At 37.2% G+C, this 20,083-nt stretch carries 17 protein-coding genes and 1 pseudogene; 8 read left to right on the top strand and 10 right to left on the bottom strand.

The genetic code is table 11. The features are described from left to right. Position 1: 1 nt before the first annotated feature. Genes ACX0HA_RS06895 through ACX0HA_RS06915 form a run of 5 tightly spaced genes read right to left on the bottom strand, consistent with a single transcriptional unit; the run spans position 2 to position 4,517 of the window. Positions 2 to 679 carry a metal-dependent hydrolase gene (locus ACX0HA_RS06895; protein WP_458844538.1) on the bottom strand — a complete coding sequence of 226 codons (678 nt, stop codon included), beginning with the start codon at positions 677 to 679 and terminating at the stop codon, positions 2 to 4. A gap of 32 nt (positions 680 to 711) precedes the next feature. Next, positions 712 to 1,614, bottom strand: coding sequence for a 1,4-dihydroxy-2-naphthoate octaprenyltransferase (gene menA, locus ACX0HA_RS06900; protein WP_458844539.1), 903 nt, complete (start codon positions 1,612 to 1,614; stop codon positions 712 to 714). Positions 1,615 to 1,643: 29 nt separating this feature from the next. Further along, positions 1,644 to 3,170 carry a PH domain-containing protein gene (locus tag ACX0HA_RS06905; RefSeq protein ID WP_458844540.1) on the bottom strand — a complete coding sequence of 509 codons (1,527 nt, stop codon included), beginning with the start codon at positions 3,168 to 3,170 and terminating at the stop codon, positions 1,644 to 1,646. Next, positions 3,130 to 3,687, bottom strand: a complete 558-nt coding sequence (locus tag ACX0HA_RS06910) for a PH domain-containing protein (RefSeq protein WP_458844541.1) — start codon at positions 3,685 to 3,687, stop codon at positions 3,130 to 3,132. The genes ACX0HA_RS06905 and ACX0HA_RS06910 overlap by 41 nt, the downstream gene beginning before the upstream one ends. After that, positions 3,675 to 4,517 (bottom strand): 1,4-dihydroxy-2-naphthoyl-CoA synthase, encoded by an 843-nt coding sequence (locus ACX0HA_RS06915; protein WP_458844542.1) that lies wholly within the window; start codon positions 4,515 to 4,517, stop codon positions 3,675 to 3,677. The genes ACX0HA_RS06910 and ACX0HA_RS06915 overlap by 13 nt, the downstream gene beginning before the upstream one ends. Before the next feature lie 248 nt (positions 4,518 to 4,765). Here ACX0HA_RS06915 and ACX0HA_RS06920 point away from each other — a divergent pair, with 248 nt between their 5' ends. Continuing rightward, positions 4,766 to 5,959 carry a serine hydrolase domain-containing protein gene (locus ACX0HA_RS06920; protein WP_458844543.1) on the top strand — a complete coding sequence of 398 codons (1,194 nt, stop codon included), beginning with the start codon at positions 4,766 to 4,768 and terminating at the stop codon, positions 5,957 to 5,959. A 113-nt stretch (positions 5,960 to 6,072) separates the two neighbouring features. Then, positions 6,073 to 7,287: a sterol desaturase family protein gene (locus ACX0HA_RS06925; RefSeq protein ID WP_458844544.1), complete on the top strand. Its 1,215-nt coding sequence runs from the start codon at positions 6,073 to 6,075 to the stop codon at positions 7,285 to 7,287. Positions 7,288 to 7,405: 118 nt separating this feature from the next. Here ACX0HA_RS06925 and ygiD read toward each other — a convergent pair. From ygiD to ACX0HA_RS06950, 5 genes and pseudogenes are all read right to left on the bottom strand, one after another. Next, a pseudogene (gene ygiD, locus ACX0HA_RS06930) lies at positions 7,406 to 8,119 on the bottom strand (4,5-DOPA-extradiol-dioxygenase); the annotation flags it as partial. A gap of 8 nt (positions 8,120 to 8,127) precedes the next feature. Further along, complete coding sequence (locus ACX0HA_RS06935) at positions 8,128 to 8,961, bottom strand: CvfB family protein (protein WP_458844545.1); 834 nt, start codon at positions 8,959 to 8,961, stop codon at positions 8,128 to 8,130. A gap of 93 nt (positions 8,962 to 9,054) precedes the next feature. Beyond that, positions 9,055 to 10,710: a 2-succinyl-5-enolpyruvyl-6-hydroxy-3-cyclohexene-1-carboxylic-acid synthase gene (menD, locus tag ACX0HA_RS06940; RefSeq protein ID WP_458844546.1), complete on the bottom strand. Its 1,656-nt coding sequence runs from the start codon at positions 10,708 to 10,710 to the stop codon at positions 9,055 to 9,057. A 45-nt stretch (positions 10,711 to 10,755) separates the two neighbouring features. Then, positions 10,756 to 11,346, bottom strand: a complete 591-nt coding sequence (locus ACX0HA_RS06945; RefSeq protein WP_458844547.1) for a glutathione peroxidase — start codon at positions 11,344 to 11,346, stop codon at positions 10,756 to 10,758. Positions 11,347 to 11,377: 31 nt separating this feature from the next. Continuing rightward, on the bottom strand, positions 11,378 to 14,506 hold the full coding sequence (locus ACX0HA_RS06950) for a cytochrome c biogenesis protein (RefSeq protein WP_458844548.1): 3,129 nt from the start codon (positions 14,504 to 14,506) through the stop codon (positions 11,378 to 11,380). 186 nt (positions 14,507 to 14,692) lie between these two features. On the opposite strand from ACX0HA_RS06950, the gene ACX0HA_RS06955 reads away from it, so the two are divergent. From ACX0HA_RS06955 to ACX0HA_RS06980, 6 genes are all read left to right on the top strand, one after another. Next, positions 14,693 to 16,621: a M1 family metallopeptidase gene (locus ACX0HA_RS06955; RefSeq protein ID WP_458844549.1), complete on the top strand. Its 1,929-nt coding sequence runs from the start codon at positions 14,693 to 14,695 to the stop codon at positions 16,619 to 16,621. Between the two features lie 130 nt (positions 16,622 to 16,751). Further along, complete coding sequence (locus tag ACX0HA_RS06960; RefSeq protein ID WP_458844550.1) at positions 16,752 to 17,507, top strand: Rossmann-like and DUF2520 domain-containing protein; 756 nt, start codon at positions 16,752 to 16,754, stop codon at positions 17,505 to 17,507. After that, entirely contained in the window at positions 17,500 to 18,027 is a 528-nt protein-coding gene (locus tag ACX0HA_RS06965) for a KdsC family phosphatase (protein ID WP_458844551.1), read from the top strand. Before ACX0HA_RS06960 ends, ACX0HA_RS06965 begins: the two co-directional genes overlap by 8 nt. A 46-nt stretch (positions 18,028 to 18,073) precedes the next feature. Next, positions 18,074 to 18,967 carry a UbiA prenyltransferase family protein gene (locus ACX0HA_RS06970; protein WP_458844552.1) on the top strand — a complete coding sequence of 298 codons (894 nt, stop codon included), beginning with the start codon at positions 18,074 to 18,076 and terminating at the stop codon, positions 18,965 to 18,967. After that, positions 18,960 to 19,553, top strand: a complete 594-nt coding sequence (locus tag ACX0HA_RS06975; RefSeq protein ID WP_458844553.1) for a Maf-like protein — start codon at positions 18,960 to 18,962, stop codon at positions 19,551 to 19,553. The genes ACX0HA_RS06970 and ACX0HA_RS06975 overlap by 8 nt, the downstream gene beginning before the upstream one ends. A 2-nt stretch (positions 19,554 to 19,555) precedes the next feature. Then, entirely contained in the window at positions 19,556 to 20,083 is a 528-nt protein-coding gene (locus ACX0HA_RS06980; protein ID WP_458844554.1) for a mechanosensitive ion channel domain-containing protein, read from the top strand.

The raw sequence follows: 20,083 nt of genomic DNA on the forward strand, positions 1-20,083 counted from the left end.
ATTATAGTTCCAAAGATGAACCAATCTCAAGGAGCATAAGGTCTTTACCTTTATTAAAGAATTTCTTTATCGCATCATCGTGGTCAATTTTAATATAACCAAATGTATCATAGTGGTAACCTAAAATTTTATCACATTCAAGGAAATCTGAGGCTATAATAGCGTCTTCAATATCCATTGTAAAGTTGTTGCCAACAGGTAATATAGCTAGATCGAGCTTTGTACGCATTGGGATAAGTTTCATGTCAAATGTAACAGCTGTGTCTCCGGCGATGTAGATATTCTTATGCTCGCTCTCTATCACAAAACCTCCCGGATTACCCCCATAAGTACCATCAGGAAAAGAGCTTGAATGGTGTCCTACAACGTATTTTACCTTACCGAAATCAAAACTCCAGCTTCCGCCGTGATTCATTGGGTGTGTTTTATGACCTTTTTTCTCATAGTAACCCGTTATTTCAGCATTTGAAACAATCACAGCACCTGTATTGTTTGCAATAGCATCAACATCAAGTATATGATCCCCATGTGCGTGGGTAATTAATATATAGTCAGCTTTAAGCTGCATGATATCTATATGCTTTGCAAGTTCGTTAGCTGTAATGTATGGGTCTACTATAATATGTTTACCCCCTACTTCTATTCCTAAGCTTGCATGGCCGTAAAATGTAATTTTCATAAGTATGTTTTTTATGTATTGGAAAGATAAAGTTAAAGCTGTAAAGCTATACAAAGCAACACAGAAAGAAAAAATGTTCCCAGTGCTACTTTTTTAAGTTCTGGATCAAGAGCACGGGGCTCAGTGTTTTTTGCGACAGTTTTTATATGCAATATAAAAGGTATGTATGCGACTAAAAATAGATACTGTATGGCTTTAAAGTCTGATAATATCGCAAATATAAGTGTTAGCGCAAGCGCTGTGATTATAACTGTATAGTGGTATATTTTGGCATTTTTTGCGCCCATCTTCACTACTATGGTGTTTTTGCCGGAAAGTGCATCAGACACCTGGTCGCGCATATTATTAAGATTAAGAACTGCCACACTCAATAAACCGACTGTTATTGCCGGTAATATTATGAGAATATCTATTTCTTTTGCAAAAAGGAAATAACAGCCAATAACGCTTACAAGGCCAAAGAATATGAATACGAATAAGTCGCCCAATCCTCTGTAACCATAAGCAGAACTACCAACAGTATATTTTATTGCAGCAGCTATGGCAGCCAATCCTAAAAAGAAAAAGAAAACAGAATAACCGAAATTGTCTTTACCAAAAGAAACATAAATCAATAGTATTGCAGCTGCTAATGTTAGTATAGATGTAAGTATTATCCCTTTTTTCATGGCAGCAACGGTAATGGCTCCACTTTGTATAGCCCTTTGTGGGCCAATCCTGTTTTCGTTATCAGTACCCTTTACACCATCACCATAGTCATTAGCAAAGTTCGAAAGGACCTGTAGTCCTAAAGTAGTAAGCAGTGCAAATCCGAGAATGGCATAATTTATAAAACCTTGTGAGAATGCATAAAAACAACCTACCAGTATTCCGGAAACTGATAATGGAAGTGTTCTTAAACGTGCGGCCTGAAGCCATGCTTTTGTATTTGACATTTTAATAATTCTAATTAATGATGAATGCTTTACATCCAGTGTTTATTAGTGGTTTCAACCTGGTATAACCAGTAATTTACAAGTTCTTTCAGCTTTGTGTAATTAGCAAGCCCAAACGATATTTTTCCTCCTGCTGTGTAAAGGTTCACAATGCCTATATCTGAGCTTTTATGCCAAAAGTACTGACGTACAGAGATAGCATGAATCTTGTGAGGTGCTATATAGTCTTTTTCAATATCCCAGGCTCCACTTTGTTTTACAATGAAATTATCGTTTACAAACAATCTGCTGTTCCTAAAGCCAAAATAAATGACAAGCCCCACAAAAAAAACATAAATTGGGATAAACTGTATATATTCCATAAGTCCTGGAAAGATTTTGAAAGCTAATATAAAAAAGACAGCTAGAGGCAATATCAAAAATTTGATAGACTCCATAAGTATTTTCCTGATACTAGGCTTTATAATTATTCCTTTTTGTGGAACTTCCTGCAAAAGGAAGTGTAGCAGCATATCTTTTTCAGCCGTATTGCATCCTGGTATTTCTATGGCAGATTTACCCTGATCCTGATTGTTGGCTTCCTGATTCGATGCCTGCCTGATTTTAATGTCCAGAATATCAAGTTTCTTTTGAAAATAGTTACGGCCTACAGTTACCATCTGAACCTTTTCAGGTCGTATTATTGTATTTTTTGTATTTAGCAATCCATAAGACAACAGCAGAGAATTGTTTTGTCTTGTTATCCTGAAATTAAAGAACTTAAGTATGGTACGGCCCAAATTAACAAAAATTGTCAACAGAACAATCGCTAAAATGATGAACATCATGAATTTAATAAGAACCTCTGTATTCAGGTAAGTATCCAGAGGGTCATCGTCTAGTTCTGCTGCTTTTACGAGGTCCTCTATAAATTGGAAAGAGGTTATAAAAAAAGCAAGCAAAATACCAAAACTCCTCACATAATTGGATGTTATACCAGTTTTGAAAAGTGTCAGTAAGCTGATCTGTACAAAAGCCTGTTCTTCCTGCACTTCTATTTCAGATGCAGATGAATTTGCATTCTTTTTTCCGTCAAGCAGCCTTGCTTTTAGTGCCAGAGCTAGATCATGGGTAATAGCTCTTATGGCTACTTCCTTTTTGCTGCTTCCGGCAGTGTCTACTTCAAGCGCATGAACACCAATAAACTTTTGCAAAAGCGACTGGTTAATATTTACCTGTTGTATTTTATCTAGAGGTATTCCCAATCTGCTCTTATTGAGAATTCCTTTTTTTATAACGAATTCCTCACTTTCCTCATCAAGATAAAATGTAAAGTTGATATACTTTAAATAAGCGATAATGCCGGCCAGCATAAATACCGAGATTGCACCAATGGTAAGATAGATTTTGTTCATTGTGTCTATCTTGAATAGCCATATAATCAGTATGGGCCATAACGCTCTTAAGGCACTTTGCAATGTGTCAGCAAACATGATAAGTACACCAATAAATGACTGTCGTTGCGGCTGGCTAAAATCACTCTGCATCAGTACTTTCCTCTTTAAGAATTTTTCCAACCAACAGTTGCTTTATCTTTTCAGCATGCTCTTTCTCAATACCGGGAACTTTAATATCGCTGTTTATGCCGCCTGCTGTAAAGATCTCAATAGATGCCAGCCCAAATTTGCGTGATAATATGCCTTCATGCATAGTTACGTGCTGTACCCTGTTATAGGGTATTATGGTTGTTTCAACGGCAATTGCACCACTCCTGTAGATCACATCATGGTTCCTAAAAGCAAAACCTCTGTTTTTTAAGCTTATCAGACAAATTACAACAGACAGTATGGCTATTATAATGTATGCAATAGTAACCGGTAACCAATAAATGGTAGCCTCTTCAATGAAGTAAATCCCTGATCCTGCTATAATAGCCAGGACAAGGAACACCAAGCCTAAATTAAAAAAAACTATTTTTTTATAATCAGGATGAAGTTTAGTAAGAGCGATTTCCTCAAATTTGGGAAGTGCAATGGTATTTATAGTTTCGTTTGTAAACTCGTCCATTTTATTGTTTTGGATTATGGTATCCATTTAATATCCCTAAAGTTAGGTTTTCTCTTTTCAAGGAATGCATCACGTCCTTCTTTTGCTTCTTCCGTCATGTAGGTAAGACGGGTAGCTTCTCCTGCAAATACCTGCTGCCCAACCATACCGTCATCAGTGAGGTTAAACGCAAATTTCAGCATTTTTATAGATGTTGGCGATTTATCCAGAATTTCCTGGGCCCATTCATAAGCAGTATCTTCAAGTTCAGCGTGAGGAATAACAGCATTTACCATTCCCATTTCATAAGCTTCCTGAGCAGAATAGTTACGTCCTAAGAAGAATATCTCGCGGGCACGTTTCTGGCCTACCATTTTAGCAAGGTATGCCGATCCATAACCACCGTCAAAACTGGTTACATCTGCATCTGTTTGTTTAAAAATAGCATGTTCTTTACTCGCTAATGTAAGGTCACAGATAACATGAAGGCTATGCCCTCCTCCTACTGCCCAGCCCGGAACAACAGCGATAACTACTTTAGGCATAAAACGGATAAGGCGCTGAACTTCTAATATGTTTAACCGGTGCATACCATCATCGCCTACATAGCCCTGATGGCCTCGTGCTTTCTGGTCACCGCCACTGCAAAATGAATACACACCATCCTTAGATGATGGCCCTTCAGCCGAAAGCAATACCACACCTATCGAAGTGTCTTCCCTTGCGTCAAGAAAAGCTTCAAAAAGTTCAGCAGTTGTCTTTGGACGAAAAGCGTTTCTTACATCCGGCCTGTTGAATGCAATTCGGGCTACTCCATCACATTTTTTATAGGTAATATCTTCAAATTCCTTTACGGTTTTCCAGTTTATAGTACTCATGTTGTATATAATATTTACCGTAAAAATAAGCCATTTTTTGCATTCGCCAATAAAAATACGCAGACATGTCAGAATGTACTTAATGATTTAGAAAACTAATTAAAAATGATGTTTCCTATAAATTATTTAGATTCAAAACATTAACATCGGTACGTACAATAAATTATTTTTTTTAGTGTTAACCTGATGCAAAAAGCTTTTCTAAAATTATGGTTTAACTATATTTGCTGTTTACCCGTTACCGAAAGATGAAGTTATTACGAATACTACCCTATATATTTGCATTTACCTGTATTTCATGCTTAAAGGAGAAATCTGATCTTGCAGAAAACAGTAATGAAACCATTAAAGACACAGTTCTTCACATCACACCGCTTGATGTTAAGTTAAATAAAGTAAGCCGAAGTTATAAAAATTCTAAAGCTAACAGCATAGAACATTTTTACAATAAACTATGGAGTAGGAATGACCTTAGCGGCGGTTTTCTTATTGCCAAAAACGGGAAGATCATTTTTGAGCATTACGGAGGCTTCGCTAATAAAAGTGAAAAAGAAGAAATTACCGCTGAAACACCTATTCACCTTGCCTCGGTGAGTAAAGTGCTTACTGCTGCCGTAGTATTAAAACTTATTGACAGGGATAAACTACAGCTTGATCAAAAAGTAAACACACTGCTTCCTGAGTTTCCTTATGAAGATATTACTGTGCGTATGCTTCTTAATCACAGGAGCGGACTTCCTAATTATGCCTATGTACTTGATGACCGAACGATTTGGGACCGCAGCATGCTTACCAATAAAGATGTGTTGGACTTGTTTGCACAGCATAAATTTGATCTTTATTTTAAGTCTGATAAGAAATTTGGTTATTGCAATACCAATTATGCCATGCTGGCGCTAATCATCGAAAAGATTACGCACATGAAGTATCATGATGCAATGAAAAAAATACTGTTTGACCCGCTGGGAATGAAAAACACTTATGTTTTTGATTACCAAAAAGACCGTGCAACGGCAAGCAGGTCTTATAAAGGGAATAATGTATTGTATGGATGGGATTTTCTTGATGATGTGTATGGAGATAAGAACATCTACTCTACTCCGCGTGACATGCTTAAATTTGATTTAGCTACCTATTCTAAGAATTTCCTGAATCCTAAACTTTATAAAGAAGTTTTTCAGGGATATAGCTACGAACATAAAGGGACTAAGAATTATGGTCTTGGTATTCGTATGCACGAATGGGAAACCGGTGAAAAGCTGTTTTATCATAATGGCTGGTGGCATGGCAACACTTCTTCTTATGTTACTTTAAAAAAGGATACTGTAATGATGATTGCCTTGTCTAATAAATTCTCATATAAGCCTTATAAAATCTGGAAATTATCGCCTTTATTTGGTCACTACCCTATTAAACCGGACAAAGATGACGAACTTGAATAACACCTAAAGCCCTTATTTTAAGGGCTTTTTTATTTATAAACTATAGCTGTTGATAAATAGTCTACCGAATTAGTAGACTAATAATTATATTTGTACAGAAAATAGTTTAAAAAATGGAGAAACTCAATTATCTGGCCTTTGCTATGCCTGCTTTCTTTTTATTCCTTTATATGGAATTTAAACTGGCACAACACAGAAAAAAGGAACATTTATTTAAATATGAAAGCTCAGTGTCCAATATAAGTATTGGGATAGCTGAGAGACTTATTAACCTCTTTGTTTCGGCCAGTTTTTATCAGGTTTATTATTGGGTATATAACAATTATGCTTTGCTAGATATTCCTGGTAACTGGATGGTTTGGATAGCATTGATACTTGCAACAGATTTTGTGTGGTATTGGTACCACAGGCTGGGCCATGAAGTCAACCTCTTTTGGGCAGCACATATCGTCCATCACCAAAGCGAAGAATTCAACCTTACCGCGTCAGCACGGATTACAACCATACAGGCACTTATAAGAACAGTGTTTTGGTCTATACTTCCATTTATAGGCTTCCACCCTAGCATGGTTATTACAATGCTGCTGGTTCACGGTGCATATTCTTTCTTTACACATACACAGGTACTAAAAAGAGTCAAATGGCTTGAGTATGTTTTTATAACACCATCATTACACGGTGTGCATCATGCATCAGATGAAAAATACCTTGATAAGAACTACGGCGACATGTTTGTGTTTTGGGATAAGATGTTTGGTACTTTTCAGGCAGAAGAAGAGCAGCCTAAATATGGGCTTACGCATCCATTAAAAAGCTATAGCTTCTTATGGCAGCATTTTCATTATTATTTTGAGATATATGAATCCTATAAGCGTGCTGATACATTTAAAGGAAAATGGAATGCTGTATTTGGCAGTCCCGCTTACATGGATCAGGATATCAGGCCAGAACTGGAAAAGAAATTCCTTCAGGACAGGAGACTACGATTAAGAGAACTCAAATTTAGGGGATACCTTGCGTTACAGATTGGGTTATCGGTACTGTTACTTACCTGGTTTACTTTCTTTTATGGTTCTCAGGGCTCTGTAGATAAGCTCTTTTACCTAAGCTTTGTACTCATTACGCTAATTAATTGCGGAGCGCTTTTAGAGCAGCGTACGTGGATTTATTACCTGGAATATATACGATTGGCAATATTGTTTAGCTATCTGTTATATCTTGAGGGCTATGCAGAACTTTTATTGTTGCCAATAGTTGTCCTGATTGCAGCTGAAAAGATATTCTCACTAGGTAAATGGTATCAGGGATATGTATTGCAGACGAAGTAATTAACCAATCTTTACAGAAGTCATATTCAGAGAACCGCCTACCATTTTTGTCGTTAAAGAAACTGATAGTATCATTATTGTCCTGTAGTCCTAAAGTATAAAGTAAAGGATAATAATGATCGGGCGTTGGTATGGCAAGTTTGGCTGCTTTATTCAGGTTTTCATAATCTATAAGGGCTTTATGATTACCGTCATTAATTTTCTGCTTGAAAACGTTATTCATCTCAATGGCCCAGTCGAAGCCATAATTCGGCTCATTAAGCTTTCTCCAGTCAACCATTCTCAGGTTATGAACCATATTACCACTGCCAATGATAAGTACGCCTTTTTTACGCAATGCCGCAATTTCTTTAGCCAGATTGTAATGATATTCAGGAGGCTTACCATAATCAATGCTTAATTGCAGTACAGGAATCTCAGCATCAGGATACATGTGTCTTACAACGGTCCATGTTCCGTGATCAAGTCCCCAGTCATGGTCAAGGCCAACATCGGTTGACGTTATTAACTTTGCTGTTGCAGTGGCCAGTTCGGGACTGCCTTTTGCAGGATATTCTACATCAAACAAAGCTTGAGGAAACCCTCCAAAATCATGAATCGTTTTAGGCTCATCCATAGCCGTAACGTGAGTACCGCGCGTAAGCCAATGTGCAGATATTACCAGTACAGCTTTCGGCTTTACAATTTCCTGTCCCATTTTAGCCCAGGTGCGGGAAAACTCATTATCCTCAATTCCATTCATTGGAGAGCCATGCCCAATAAAAAGCACGGGGTGTTTTACATCCTGCTCATTTAGGCTGTCGGTCCAGTTTTTGAAATTGTGTAATGACATTATTTTTATTATTCTTTTACAAGATAAATACCGTCTTCTTTTATCTCAATAAGCTTTTGCTTGTAAAGTGTACCAATAGCTTTTTTAAATGTTTTTTTACTCATTCTAAGTACGGTTTTGATGTCTTCAGGATGGCTGTTGTCGTTTAAACGTAGAAAACCACGGCTGGCACGAAGCTCATCGAGTACTTTCTCGGCATTAGGCTCAATGCCTTCAAATCCAAGTTTTTGTAACGTTACATCTATTTTTTTATCAAGGCGAATATTTTTGATGTAACCTTTCATGCGGTCACCGGTACGCACATCTTCATAAACTTCATCTTTATACAGCAAACCTTTATGCTGTTCATTGATGATTACGTTGATTCCCATATCGGTAATATGCGAAATGATAAGATCTACTTCCTCCCCATTCTCTACAGTAATTTCATCGTTATTTAGGAACTGGTTGATCTTACTGGTACCTACAAGCCTGTTCGATTTTTCATCCAGGTACATAAACACAAGATAACGTTTACCTTTTTCCATTTCACGGGCTTGCTCACGGAAAGGAACAAATAAATCCTTTTCTAACCCCATATCAAGGAAAGCACCAAATTTATTGGTGAAATTTACTCTCAAAAGCGCAAACTCATTCAGGTAAATATAAGGCTCAAGAGTTGTAGCAACAGGGCGTTCCTCCTGGTCAAGGTATACGAAAACAATAAGTTCCTCCCCTATCTCAAACTCTCTCGGTACATATTTGTTAGGTAAAAGTATATCTTCTTTTCCATCACTAAGATAAAGGCCTATCTGTGTATCTCTTGCTATCTTAAGCGTGTTGTATTTTCCTATTTCGATCATGGGTGTAAATTTCTATTGCAAAGGTACAAAGAATCAGGCAATATAACGGGAAAGGCTGTAAAACAACAAAGCCGGCAATTAGCCAGCTTGCTATTAGGTAAGTTCTCTAAAATACTGCAACAGCACTTTATCATTCTCCAGCATCGGGGTAAATACCTCTAATATTTTAGGCTGATCGCCATTTTGCATGAATGTATCCAGTTCTCCTTTAAGTTCTGTTTCATTTGAAGCTGCCTGATAACCGAATCCATACATCTTTGCCAAATGCTCAGCTGTAAGAGTATGAGTGGTTTCGAAATAGGTATTGAATACCGGTGTTTCATTATGTCCGGGTAGTATTCTGAAGATACCACCTCCACCATTATTGATAACGATTATCTTGAAATCTTTAGGTGTATAGTTATTCCAAAGCGCATTACTATCGTATAAAAAGCTGATATCACCAGTAATTAAAACTGTTTCTTTACCGCTTGTTACAGCGGCCCCAATTGCTGTAGAGCTGCTTCCATCAATACCACTGGTGCCACGATTACAGAAAACTTCAATTGAATCTTTTACATCAAGTAACTGAATGTAACGTATTGCAGAACTGTTGCTTATCTGTAATTGTGAATTATCTTTCAGTTTAGGTAATATAACTTCAAAAGCTTTGAAATCTGTGAATGGTATTTTAGATAAATACGTATCGTGTTTTACTTTTCTAAACTCTTTTAGTTCCTGAGCTAATAGATTATAGTTACTTTCAACCTGCCTTGTTTGTGGCAAAAAAGCTTTTAGGAAAGTATTGGCTTCTGTCTCAAAATGCTTTGTAAGTGCACCAAAAGTATCATATGCCCTCAGTGTATCTATATGCCAGTGTTCAGCCGGACTATACTTTCTAAGCCATGCCTTCACGCGTTTAGAAACTACCATTCCACCAAAAGTAAGCAGTATTTCCGGTCTCCATCTTTCGAAATCTTCTATCGTAAACGGAGTGATTATAGTATCGATGTTGTTCAGAAATGTTGAATCATGAAGGTTAGATGTAGTCTCCGTCATTACTATAACCGAAGGATCATTGGCTAAATGCTCAATAATTGATTCGTCTATAGTGTTAGGATCATTTACCCCTACTAATACAAGCTTCTTTTTAGCTGTATTCCATTTAGTAATATATGGAGTCAGGTCTTCATTATATGTTGGAAGTGCAGGAACATCAATAATTTGCGATGCAACTGAAAGTTCATTCACGGTTTCATATAGTGGTTCCTCAAAAGGTGCATTGATATGTACGGGACCTTTTTTCAAAACAGCTGTATTTATGGCTTCATTGATAAGTCTGTCATTTTCTTCAGAAGGCTCTTCCAGAAGGTTAGCATTAAAAAGAATATGATTGGCATATACATTTTCCTGACGGATGGTCTGGCCATCACCAATATCAATTTTATCGTGTGGCCTGTCGGCTGAAATAACAATCAGCGGAATCTGGCTATAGAAAGCCTCGGCAACTGCCGGATAATAATTAAGCAATGCCGAACCGGATGTACATACAACAGCCACGGGTTTCTTTAGCTGTTGCGCCATCCCTGTAGCAAAAAAAGCAGCACAGCGCTCATCGGCAATACTGTAGCAATTGAAGTTAGGATTGTTGGCAAAGCCAATAGTTAAAGGTGCATTACGCGATCCGGGAGAGATTATTATATCAGTAACTCCTTTAGCTCTGCATACTTCTATAATGCTTTGCGCTAAAGGTATTTTAGGATAGATCATGTTTTGGAATTTAAAAATCCCGGCAAAAACCGGGATTAAATAGATTTAGGATTTTATCCAGTTTATTATTTCAGGATCCGTAGGTAATGTCCTTGGGCTGACTACTTTTACAAGTTCGCCTTTCTCATTGATAAGGTATTTCTGGAAGTTCCATTCTACCTCACTATCCTGCAGGCCATTTTTACTTTTTTCTGTCAGGAAATGATATATCGGAGCCATATCATCACCTTTAACTGATATCTTATCCATCATAGGGAAAGTAACTCCATAATTCAGTTGGCAGAATTCAGCTATATCTTTGCTTGTCCCCGGTTCCTGGGCAGCAAAATTGTTTGCAGGGAAACCAACGATTACAAATCCTTTGTCTTTATATTCCTTATATATAGCCTCAAGGTCTTTGTATTGAGGTGTCAATCCGCATTTTGAGGCAGTATTTACGATCATTACTTTTTTACCTTTTAGTGAAGCGAAGTCAAATTCTTTACCTGAAAGATCAGTTACTTTGAACTGGTATATGTTAGATACTGACATAGTTTTAGCTGTTTCTTTGTTGGTTTTGGCTTTTTTAGTCTGTGCCTGGTTTTGGCAGCTGAATAAAAGTGCTGTTCCTAAAATTGCAATTGCAAATTTTTTCATCGTTTAATTTATTTATATAAAAATACGAAAATTATTTCTTTAAATGTTTTTTATACTGTACATACGAAACACCTCCAATAGCGAAAACAGCCAGAGCCATCCAAAAGAAATACATTGGTGTTCTTACCTCTCCACTTGCATAGGAATGTAGACCCGTAAGATAAAAATTAACTCCAAAGTATGTCATTAGAATGGATGCATATGCCACTACACTAAAAAAGTTGTATAGCCACTTACCTCTTAAAGCAGGTACAAAACGCATGTGAATAACAAAAGCATATACCATAATGCTTACCAATGCCCAGGTTTCTTTTGGATCCCAGCCCCAGTAGCGTCCCCAACTTTCGTTAGCCCACTGACCACCTAAGAAGTTACCTATAGAGAGCATAACAAGCCCCACTGTTAAAGCCATTTCATTGATATAAGTAAGCTCTTTAATATTGAGCTCCATTTTTTTCTTATTTTTTTCGTTGCTAAAAATCATAAGTATCATTCCCACAACACCTAATACCATAGCAAGGGTAAACGGCCCATAGCTGCCTACGATTACCGCGACGTGGATCATTAACCAATATGAGTTAAGTACCGGTACAAGATTGCCAATTTCAGGATCTGTCCAGTTCCAGTGCGCTACCATCAGTACCATAGCTGCCACAAAAGCTGTTGAAGCTACAGTAAGCGATGATTTCCTTCCGAAAGCAAGTCCGAAAAACATCGTTGCCCATGCCACGTAAATAACTGATTCATAAGCATTACTCCATGGTGCATGGCCTGAAATGTACCAACGCGCAATTAGTCCAAGTGTATGTAGTACAAATAGCAATACAATTATAGTATGGAATGTTTTAACTGTATAAGTAATCCATTTACGCGAATTGAAAATTTTTACGATAACAAAAAGGAACATCAATGCTCCGGCATATATATACCATGAAAACAGTTTTTTAAAGATGTCATATTTGTTATACAGGATCTCAGCATTAACTTTATCATCACTAGGCATAATCTTTCCTCCAAATTTGTGCTGATATTTTGTGAGGCCTTCAAGAAGGCTGTTTGCCAGTTTGTAGTCGTTTGTCTGGCTTGCCTCGCCCAACGCTTGCATATAAAAAGGTAACACATTTTTGATTTTGTCAAGCTCGGCATTTTTAACTTGCGGTATTTCTAAATAAGAAACCCATTTGTTGTTTTTATCTCCCGGTACCGGATAGACTTTTAAGATCTGCCCCGTAAGCGCCGAATATAACAGGTTAACCCTTTTATCAATTTCAATATAATCTGTCTGAAATTTATTTGGGGTTTGCTCTCTGTAAGCTTTCTCAAGAATACGCGATAGTTTATAATTGCCCTTTGCATCAAAAAAGTCAGCTAATGAAGCAAATTCAACTTCCTTATCAAGCCCTGTAATTATTCTTAAACTATCATTCTTTGTATTTAGTTTAATAATAGGTACACTGAACCACATCTGGTCCATCATAGCCATAGAAAGGAAAACCTGGTCAGCATTCAAGCCTTTATAGGTGTCGCTTTTACTTACTTTACGCAATAGCTCTGATGAGAAAGTATTAATTGGCTTCATCCTTCCTCCTGCATCCTGAATGATAAGGCGTCCGAATTTTGCAGCATGCTCTTCGCTTACTTTGTATTTCATTATAAGCGAATCCATTTGTTTTTCGGTTGGCTTATCATGCATATGATTTTGTGAATAACCATTAAAAACAAAGAATAGTAATGCAATAGCCGAAAGTGTAGCCTTTTTTGCTTTTACTTTTTCAAGCTTACGCTTCAGGTCACCAAATCGCGTGTTTTTGTCAAATAAAATAGCCATAAGCCCTATGTATAAAAGAAAATAGCCTAAATAAGATATCCATGTACCCCAAAAGTCATGATTTACAGATAGTACAGTACCTTTTTCATCTGCATCAAAAGAAGCCTGAAAGAAACGGTAGCCTCTGTAATCCAAAACATTGTTCATATAGATTCGTGCATCAAAAGTGTTATTTTTTTCTTTATCCTCTACAGTAACCTTGCTTTCAAAAGATTCGTAGCTTGATTCAGTACCAGGGTGTTTTTTAGCAATAAAATCATTCTCTCTTATCGAAAACGGTAGATCGTACTGCTTGCTGCCATAAATAAGTGTATACTCAAGGCTACCAAGTTTAAATGATTGCGGCACTCCCATTTTAGCTTTACCGCCTAAAAGGGTAACTTCATGTTCCTCCCCTTCTGCTTTTACGACTACGGTAAGCGCAGCATCTTCTTTTGTTTTATAATCATTGTTTGAAACGTAGTCGATTTTTCCTTTTATGGGAGCTTCCGGAAATACAAAGCGTGCATTGGCAACATTATATAACGAGCGGAACATTAGAGGTTGTTCAGCATTTTTAGCTACACTCCCTTTAAACTGGTCAGCCATTCGCATAAAATCGCCCTCGAAAGGCGTTTTTATAGTATACTGCCCATCTTTAATCGTGATATTGATCGCACCCTCAGTAGGAGCATTTAATGCAAAAAGGATATTATGAATGTTCTGTACTTCTCCTTCTTTCAGGTAGTGCTCATGACGGCCACCGTCTCCGGCTTCAACCATTTTAAGGAAAAAAATACCTTTCGGGTCTTCCGCAACAGTTTCTTTAGCCCCGATTTTAAAGTCTTTATATTCAATTTCGAAAGGTATACTGTCAAATTTATTCGAAATAGAAAAATGATTATTGGCTACTGGAGACAATAATACTTTTTCTTCGAAAGTTCTGCGTCTCATTTCACCTTTGTACTGACCGTCAACAAATGCTGTCAGGTAGGTCTTATCGGAATAGAAACGGCTTTCGGTTTCACCTTCCCTGATAGGCATCATGCCCTCATAGCTAATGTAACGGGTAACAAATGCACCAATAATTATGAAAATAAAAGAAAGGTGCAGCAAAAGTGTTGCCCATTTTTCTTTTTTATGGAGCTGGTAACGTTTTATGTTACCAAAGAAGTTAATTACAAATATGAGCATAATGGCCTCAAACCATTTTGCATTATAAATGTATATACGTGCAGTATCAGTATTGTAGGCGTCTTCTATAAAGGTTCCAATGCCCATTGCTAAAGCAAAAACAAGGAAAAGTACTGCCATTAAACGAGTTGAAGAAAAGAACGATATAATTTTATCCATGAGTACGGAAAGTGTTTTTGTAAATTGATGCAAAAGTACTCAAAACTTAAATCTCTGCCCTTATTTTATTATAAAAAATGAGGAATTTTCAACCTCAAATATTTTTTTCTAATAATAAAGAAGTTGGGTATATTTGACGTTTGCTCTAAACTTAAACTAAACGATTATAAACTAATTAAAAAATTAATGAAAATACCCAAATTACTTTTACTCTTCTGCTTTAGTGGTTTGACTGTTTTTGCACAGGAAATAGTTCCGAATAACCAGTCAAAGTTTGACGACATCATGTACCGTCGCGGTAACGTTTATCGCAGTGCATCAGGTGTACCGGGGCCTGAATACTGGCAAAACAGAGCTGATTATTCTATCGAGGTCGAACTTGATGAAAAAGCCAATATGCTGAAGGGTAAGCTGACAATGACATACCATAACAACAGTCTGGAAAATCTTGATTATATATGGATGTACGTTGAACAGAACCGCTTTACGGAAGATTCAAGAGGTACACTTACCACTCCTATTGATGGAAGGAACCGCTATGCCGGAGATACAGATGGAGGATTTAAAATATCGGGACTTTCGGCAAAAGTTAAGGGAGATACATCTTCAAAATACCTCATAACCGATACCCGCATGCAGGTATTCTTTAATGAGCCTATACCAGCCAAAGGCGGTACTGCTACAGTGGCTATGAATTTTGAATTCAAAATTCCACAGGAAGGCATGGATCGCATGGGACAGCTGAAGATGAAAGACGGTGTAATATATTCCGTTGCTCAATGGTATCCGAGGGCTGCAGTTTATGATGATGTATCAGGATGGAATACTGAACCTTATTTGGGTGCAGGTGAATTTTATCTTGATTATGGCGATTACGATTTTAAAGTGACAGTGCCATATGATTATATTGTGGTAGGCTCCGGAGAGCTTGTTAACGCCAAAGACGTACTTTCAAAAGAATTGCTAAGCCGTTGGGATAAAGCATCACAAAGCGATAAAACAGTTTACCTGATAGCTCCGAACGAAGTTGGTAATACCAAACTCACCCGACCATCACAAAATGGCAAGACCACATGGCATTTTAGAATAAAAAACAGCCGCGATGCCGTTTTTGCAGCTTCTAAAGGATTTATATGGGATGCAGCCAGGATTAACCTTCCGAGTGGCAAAAAAGCAGTAGCACAATCGGTTTATACTAAAGAAAGTAATGGGGATAAAGCCTGGACACGCTCAACAGAATATACAAAAGCTTCAATAGAGCACTATTCTTCCAGGTGGTTTGAATATCCTTATCCTAATGCTGTAAATGTAGCCTCAAATGTGGGCGGTATGGAATATCCCGGAGTTTCTTTTTGCCATGCATCAAGCCATGGGCAGGATCTATGGGAGGTAACTGATCATGAGTTTGGACACAACTGGTTCCCTATGATAGTGGGTTCTAATGAACGTCGCTATGCGTGGATGGATGAGGGCTTCAATACATTTATCAATCATTACAGTACACTTGCCTTTAATAAAGGTGAATATACTTCGGATGCTGCGAAGGGTCGCAATAAAGTATTTTGGTACAGATCGAAAAGCAGGGAAAGTATAAGCACCTACCCGGATGTTGCAAGGCCAATGAATCTTGGTTATACTGCCTATTCAAAACCTGCAACAGGACTTATTTTGCTTCGCGAATATATTCTTGGAGCTGAACGTTTTGATAATGCTTTTAAAGCATATATTAAAAACTGGGCATACAAACATCCTCAGCCGTCAGACTTTTTCAATGCCATGGAAAATGGCGCAGGAGATAATCTTAACTGGTTTTGGAGAGGCTGGTTTAACGGTAGTGGCAATATTGACCTTGGCGTGACTAATGTAATTCAGAATCCTGATTCGGCAGTGATTACTTTTGTGAATAAAGGTGATGTGCCAATGCCTGTTGTTTTTAAAGTTATTTATGAAGATGACACCAAAGAAACAAAAACACTTCCGGTGGAAGTTTGGCAACGAACCAATGAATGGGACTACCTGCTTAAATCATCGAAGAAAGTAAAAGCCATTGATATTGATCCGGGGCGTTTCCTTCCTGATGTTGATACCAACGACAATTCATGGATAAAACAATAGTAAAAAAGCGGTTTAGTATTTAAACCGCTTTTTTTATTCGTTATTTCGTAATCATTATGACAAATTGAATACATCATTTTACAGACCTCTGAACCACCTGAAACCTAAAGTTTTTTACTAATTTAGCCCCATGTTAAAAGTTGTTGTTATAGGTTCAGGGAATGTTGCCCAGCATTTAATAAATGCCTTCAGTAAATCTGAAGATATTATTATTGTGCAGGCTTTTGCCCGTGATCCTGAAAAATTACAGCATCTTTTACCAGTTGACAGAATCACAAATTCATACGATGAATTAGCGGAAGCAGATGTTTATATTATTTCAGTAACTGACGATGCAATAGAAGAAGTATCTTCTCAGTTTTCTTTTAAAGGTAAACTTGTAGTACATACCTCTGGAAGTTCGCCAATTAATAAGTTGAACAGCCGTAATCGTAGGGGTGTTTTCTATCCGCTGCAGACATTCTCAAAAAATAAAGCTGTAGATTTCAAACAGATTCCGCTATGCCTTGAAAGTGAGCATCAGGAAGATTATGTGATTCTTGAACAATTAGCAAAGAGTATCTCTCTCCTAACCTACAGTATAAGTTCTTACCAACGTCAGGCCCTGCATGTAGCGGCAGTATTTGTAAATAATTTCACGAATAACCTCTATGCTTTAGGAAATGATATTTGCACCGCAAACAACATTCCTTTTGAGATTATGAAGCCTCTTATACTGGAAACGGCTACTAAGATAAAAACACTTTCTCCTGTTGAAGCCCAGACCGGGCCGGCAAAGAGAAATGATATAGAAACAATACAAAGGCATTTGGATTTTATTACAGACCCAATGCAGAAAGACATATACACTTTATTAACACAATCGATACAAAGAACAAATGGCTAAAAGCTATAAAGAATTGATGAATGACATTACCACATTTATTTTTGATGTGGACGGCGTACTTACCGATGGTACAATACATGTTACCCCAACAGGAGAAATGCTTAGAAATATGAATATCCGCGATGGGTATGCTATGAAAGCTGCAGTGGAGAATGGCTACACAGTTTGCATCATTTCAGGAGGACTTAATGAAGGCGTGCGCATCAGGCTGCGTAATCTTGGAATCACTGATATTTACCTTGGAGTACCTAATAAAGTAGAAACATTTGATGAATTCATAGATATCTATAATATTAAACCCGAGCAAGTGTTATATATGGGTGATGATATTCCGGATTACCATGTTATGCAGCTGGTTGGCTTACCAACATGCCCTCAGGATTCAGCTCCGGAAATAAAAGAAATCAGCAAGTACATATCTCATAAAAACGGTGGTACTGGTTGTGTAAGGGATGTTATAGAGCAGGTTATGAAAGTACAGGGTAAGTGGATGGAGCATTTCAATGCCAGGTACGATTAATTAATACTCTCTCTGTTTTTTATCTTTTTAAACTTAAATCTGCTAAATGAAATTTTTAAAACTAATAGGTTTCGGCCATCTTTTACTGCTTGCTTTTGCTCAATTTATCTTTAAATATGGTTTTCTTGATTACCAAAACCTGAACCTTAGCCTAAACGATAGCAATTTTTTACTTTTGGTTATCACATGTGCTTTAATTGCTGCAGGCGGATTTCTTATTAATGGTATAACAGCTCATGGAAGTGAGTCTTATGGAATAAGCGAATCAGCAGCATATTATATTTATGGAGGAATGACCATAGGAGGCCTGGCTTTAGGCTACTATTTATCTAATTTGATAGGCAGGCCTAGTTTTATGATGGTTTTTGCCATAGCAGTAGGTACACTTTATTTTTATGCTACGAATCTTAGGGAGAGTCTATTACTTGGTAATATAGTCATAGCTTGTCTTATAGGGCTCAGTATACTGGTCATAGGTATATTTGCTTTATACCCGGTTTCTGTTACCATAGCTGAATACACCCAGCTTTCAATGCTTTTCAAAGTGATTGTTCATTATACTGTTTTTGCGACAGCATGTGGACTTTTATTAACTTTTGTGAACGATCTTAAAAAAACGGATATTGATTATAACGAAGGGCTTAACACCCTTCCGATAGCTATAGGTAAAGACAGGGCAGCAAAAGTTACCTTTGTAATAGGCTTAATAGTTGCCGGACTTATAATTTATTATATCAATGCTTATTTAAAAGAGCATTTATGGGCTATGGTCTATTTACTATTATTTGTATTGGGGCCAATTGTGTATGTTCTTATTAACCTGTGGTCGGCAAAAACGAGTAAAGAGTTTGCAACACTAGAGGTCATCTTAAAAGCGGTACTGTTTTTTGCTGCTTTGTCAATAGCAGTTATAACTTTTAACAGCAATTATCATGCTTAAAGAAAAATTAAAAGATTATACCATAGTTCTCGCATCGGGCTCTCCGCGCAGGCAACAATTCCTGAAAGAACTGGATGCAAATTTTGAAGTTCGCCTTAAAGAGGTTGATGAAATTTATCCCGATACGCTACAGGGAGCTGAAATAACAGATTACCTGGCAGAACTTAAGGCGGCAGCCTTAGATGAAACACTATCTGATGATGAGATACTTATTACAAGCGACACTATCGTTTGGCATGAGGGTAAAGCACTGGGAAAACCAAAAGATAAAGAGGATGCTTTCAATATGATAAAGTCACTTTCAGGTAAAACCCATGAAGTGATTACATCGGTTTGTATTAAGAATAAAGGACAAGGCGAAACGTTTAATGAAACAACACGTGTAACGTTTAACGACCTCACAAACGAAGAAATAGCATATTATCTTGAGGAATATAAACCGTTTGATAAAGCCGGTTCTTATGGTATACAGGAATGGATAGGCCTTGTTGCCATAGCCAGAATTGAAGGGTCTTATGCTAATGTTGTTGGTATGCCGGTAGATAAAGTATACCAGCACCTATTGAAATTTGCTATAAAAGAATAAAGATGTCGAATCAGGAATTTTATACTAAACTAATAATTACTCTGATATCCTCAGGGATATTTATTGTTGTTGGTTATATTATCAAACGACTTATTAAGGGGTATGCGCGTGGTGCTCATTTATCAGAGCATCGTACCAATCTTATTGGCAAGTATATAAATTTCTTTCTGATAGCATTATTTATAATTCTGGTTTTTGCAGTTTGGGGAATAAATTCGGGTCAGGTTTTTACATTCCTTACCACTACCCTAACTATTATTGGTGTTGCCTTTTTTGCGCAGTGGTCAATTTTAAGCAACATAACCTCCGGTATTATACTGTTTTTTAGCTTTCCCTTCCGTATAGGGGATGTGATTAAAATACACGACAAAGATTTCCCCATTGAAGCCCAGATCGAAGACATCAAGGCTTTTCATACTATATTAAAAACTAAGGGAGGTGAAATTATAACCTACCCAAATAATCTGCTGTTGCAAAAAGGCGTTAGCATAGTTCCTTTAACGCATGAGCACAAAGAATTTTATGATTAA

It is taken from the genome of Flavobacterium hauense, assembly GCF_054457175.1.

What these genes read in the sequence shown, in the direction of transcription:
- ACX0HA_RS06895 (WP_458844538.1), bottom strand. Translation starts at nt 679, where the DNA reads ATGAAAATTACATTTTACGGCCATGCAAGCTTAGGAATAGAAGTAGGG.
- menA (WP_458844539.1), bottom strand. Translation starts at nt 1,614, where the DNA reads ATGTCAAATACAAAAGCATGGCTTCAGGCCGCACGTTTAAGAACACTT.
- ACX0HA_RS06910 (WP_458844541.1), bottom strand. Translation starts at nt 3,687, where the DNA reads ATGGATACCATAATCCAAAACAATAAAATGGACGAGTTTACAAACGAA.
- ACX0HA_RS06915 (WP_458844542.1), bottom strand. Translation starts at nt 4,517, where the DNA reads ATGAGTACTATAAACTGGAAAACCGTAAAGGAATTTGAAGATATTACC.
- ACX0HA_RS06920 (WP_458844543.1), top strand. Translation starts at nt 4,766, where the DNA reads ATGAAGTTATTACGAATACTACCCTATATATTTGCATTTACCTGTATT.
- ACX0HA_RS06925 (WP_458844544.1), top strand. Translation starts at nt 6,073, where the DNA reads ATGGAGAAACTCAATTATCTGGCCTTTGCTATGCCTGCTTTCTTTTTA.
- ACX0HA_RS06935 (WP_458844545.1), bottom strand. Translation starts at nt 8,961, where the DNA reads ATGATCGAAATAGGAAAATACAACACGCTTAAGATAGCAAGAGATACA.
- menD (WP_458844546.1), bottom strand. Translation starts at nt 10,710, where the DNA reads ATGATCTATCCTAAAATACCTTTAGCGCAAAGCATTATAGAAGTATGC.
- ACX0HA_RS06945 (WP_458844547.1), bottom strand. Translation starts at nt 11,346, where the DNA reads ATGAAAAAATTTGCAATTGCAATTTTAGGAACAGCACTTTTATTCAGC.
- ACX0HA_RS06950 (WP_458844548.1), bottom strand. Translation starts at nt 14,506, where the DNA reads ATGGATAAAATTATATCGTTCTTTTCTTCAACTCGTTTAATGGCAGTA.
- ACX0HA_RS06955 (WP_458844549.1), top strand. Translation starts at nt 14,693, where the DNA reads ATGAAAATACCCAAATTACTTTTACTCTTCTGCTTTAGTGGTTTGACT.
- ACX0HA_RS06960 (WP_458844550.1), top strand. Translation starts at nt 16,752, where the DNA reads ATGTTAAAAGTTGTTGTTATAGGTTCAGGGAATGTTGCCCAGCATTTA.
- ACX0HA_RS06965 (WP_458844551.1), top strand. Translation starts at nt 17,500, where the DNA reads ATGGCTAAAAGCTATAAAGAATTGATGAATGACATTACCACATTTATT.
- ACX0HA_RS06970 (WP_458844552.1), top strand. Translation starts at nt 18,074, where the DNA reads ATGAAATTTTTAAAACTAATAGGTTTCGGCCATCTTTTACTGCTTGCT.
- ACX0HA_RS06975 (WP_458844553.1), top strand. Translation starts at nt 18,960, where the DNA reads ATGCTTAAAGAAAAATTAAAAGATTATACCATAGTTCTCGCATCGGGC.
- ACX0HA_RS06980 (WP_458844554.1), top strand. Translation starts at nt 19,556, where the DNA reads ATGTCGAATCAGGAATTTTATACTAAACTAATAATTACTCTGATATCC.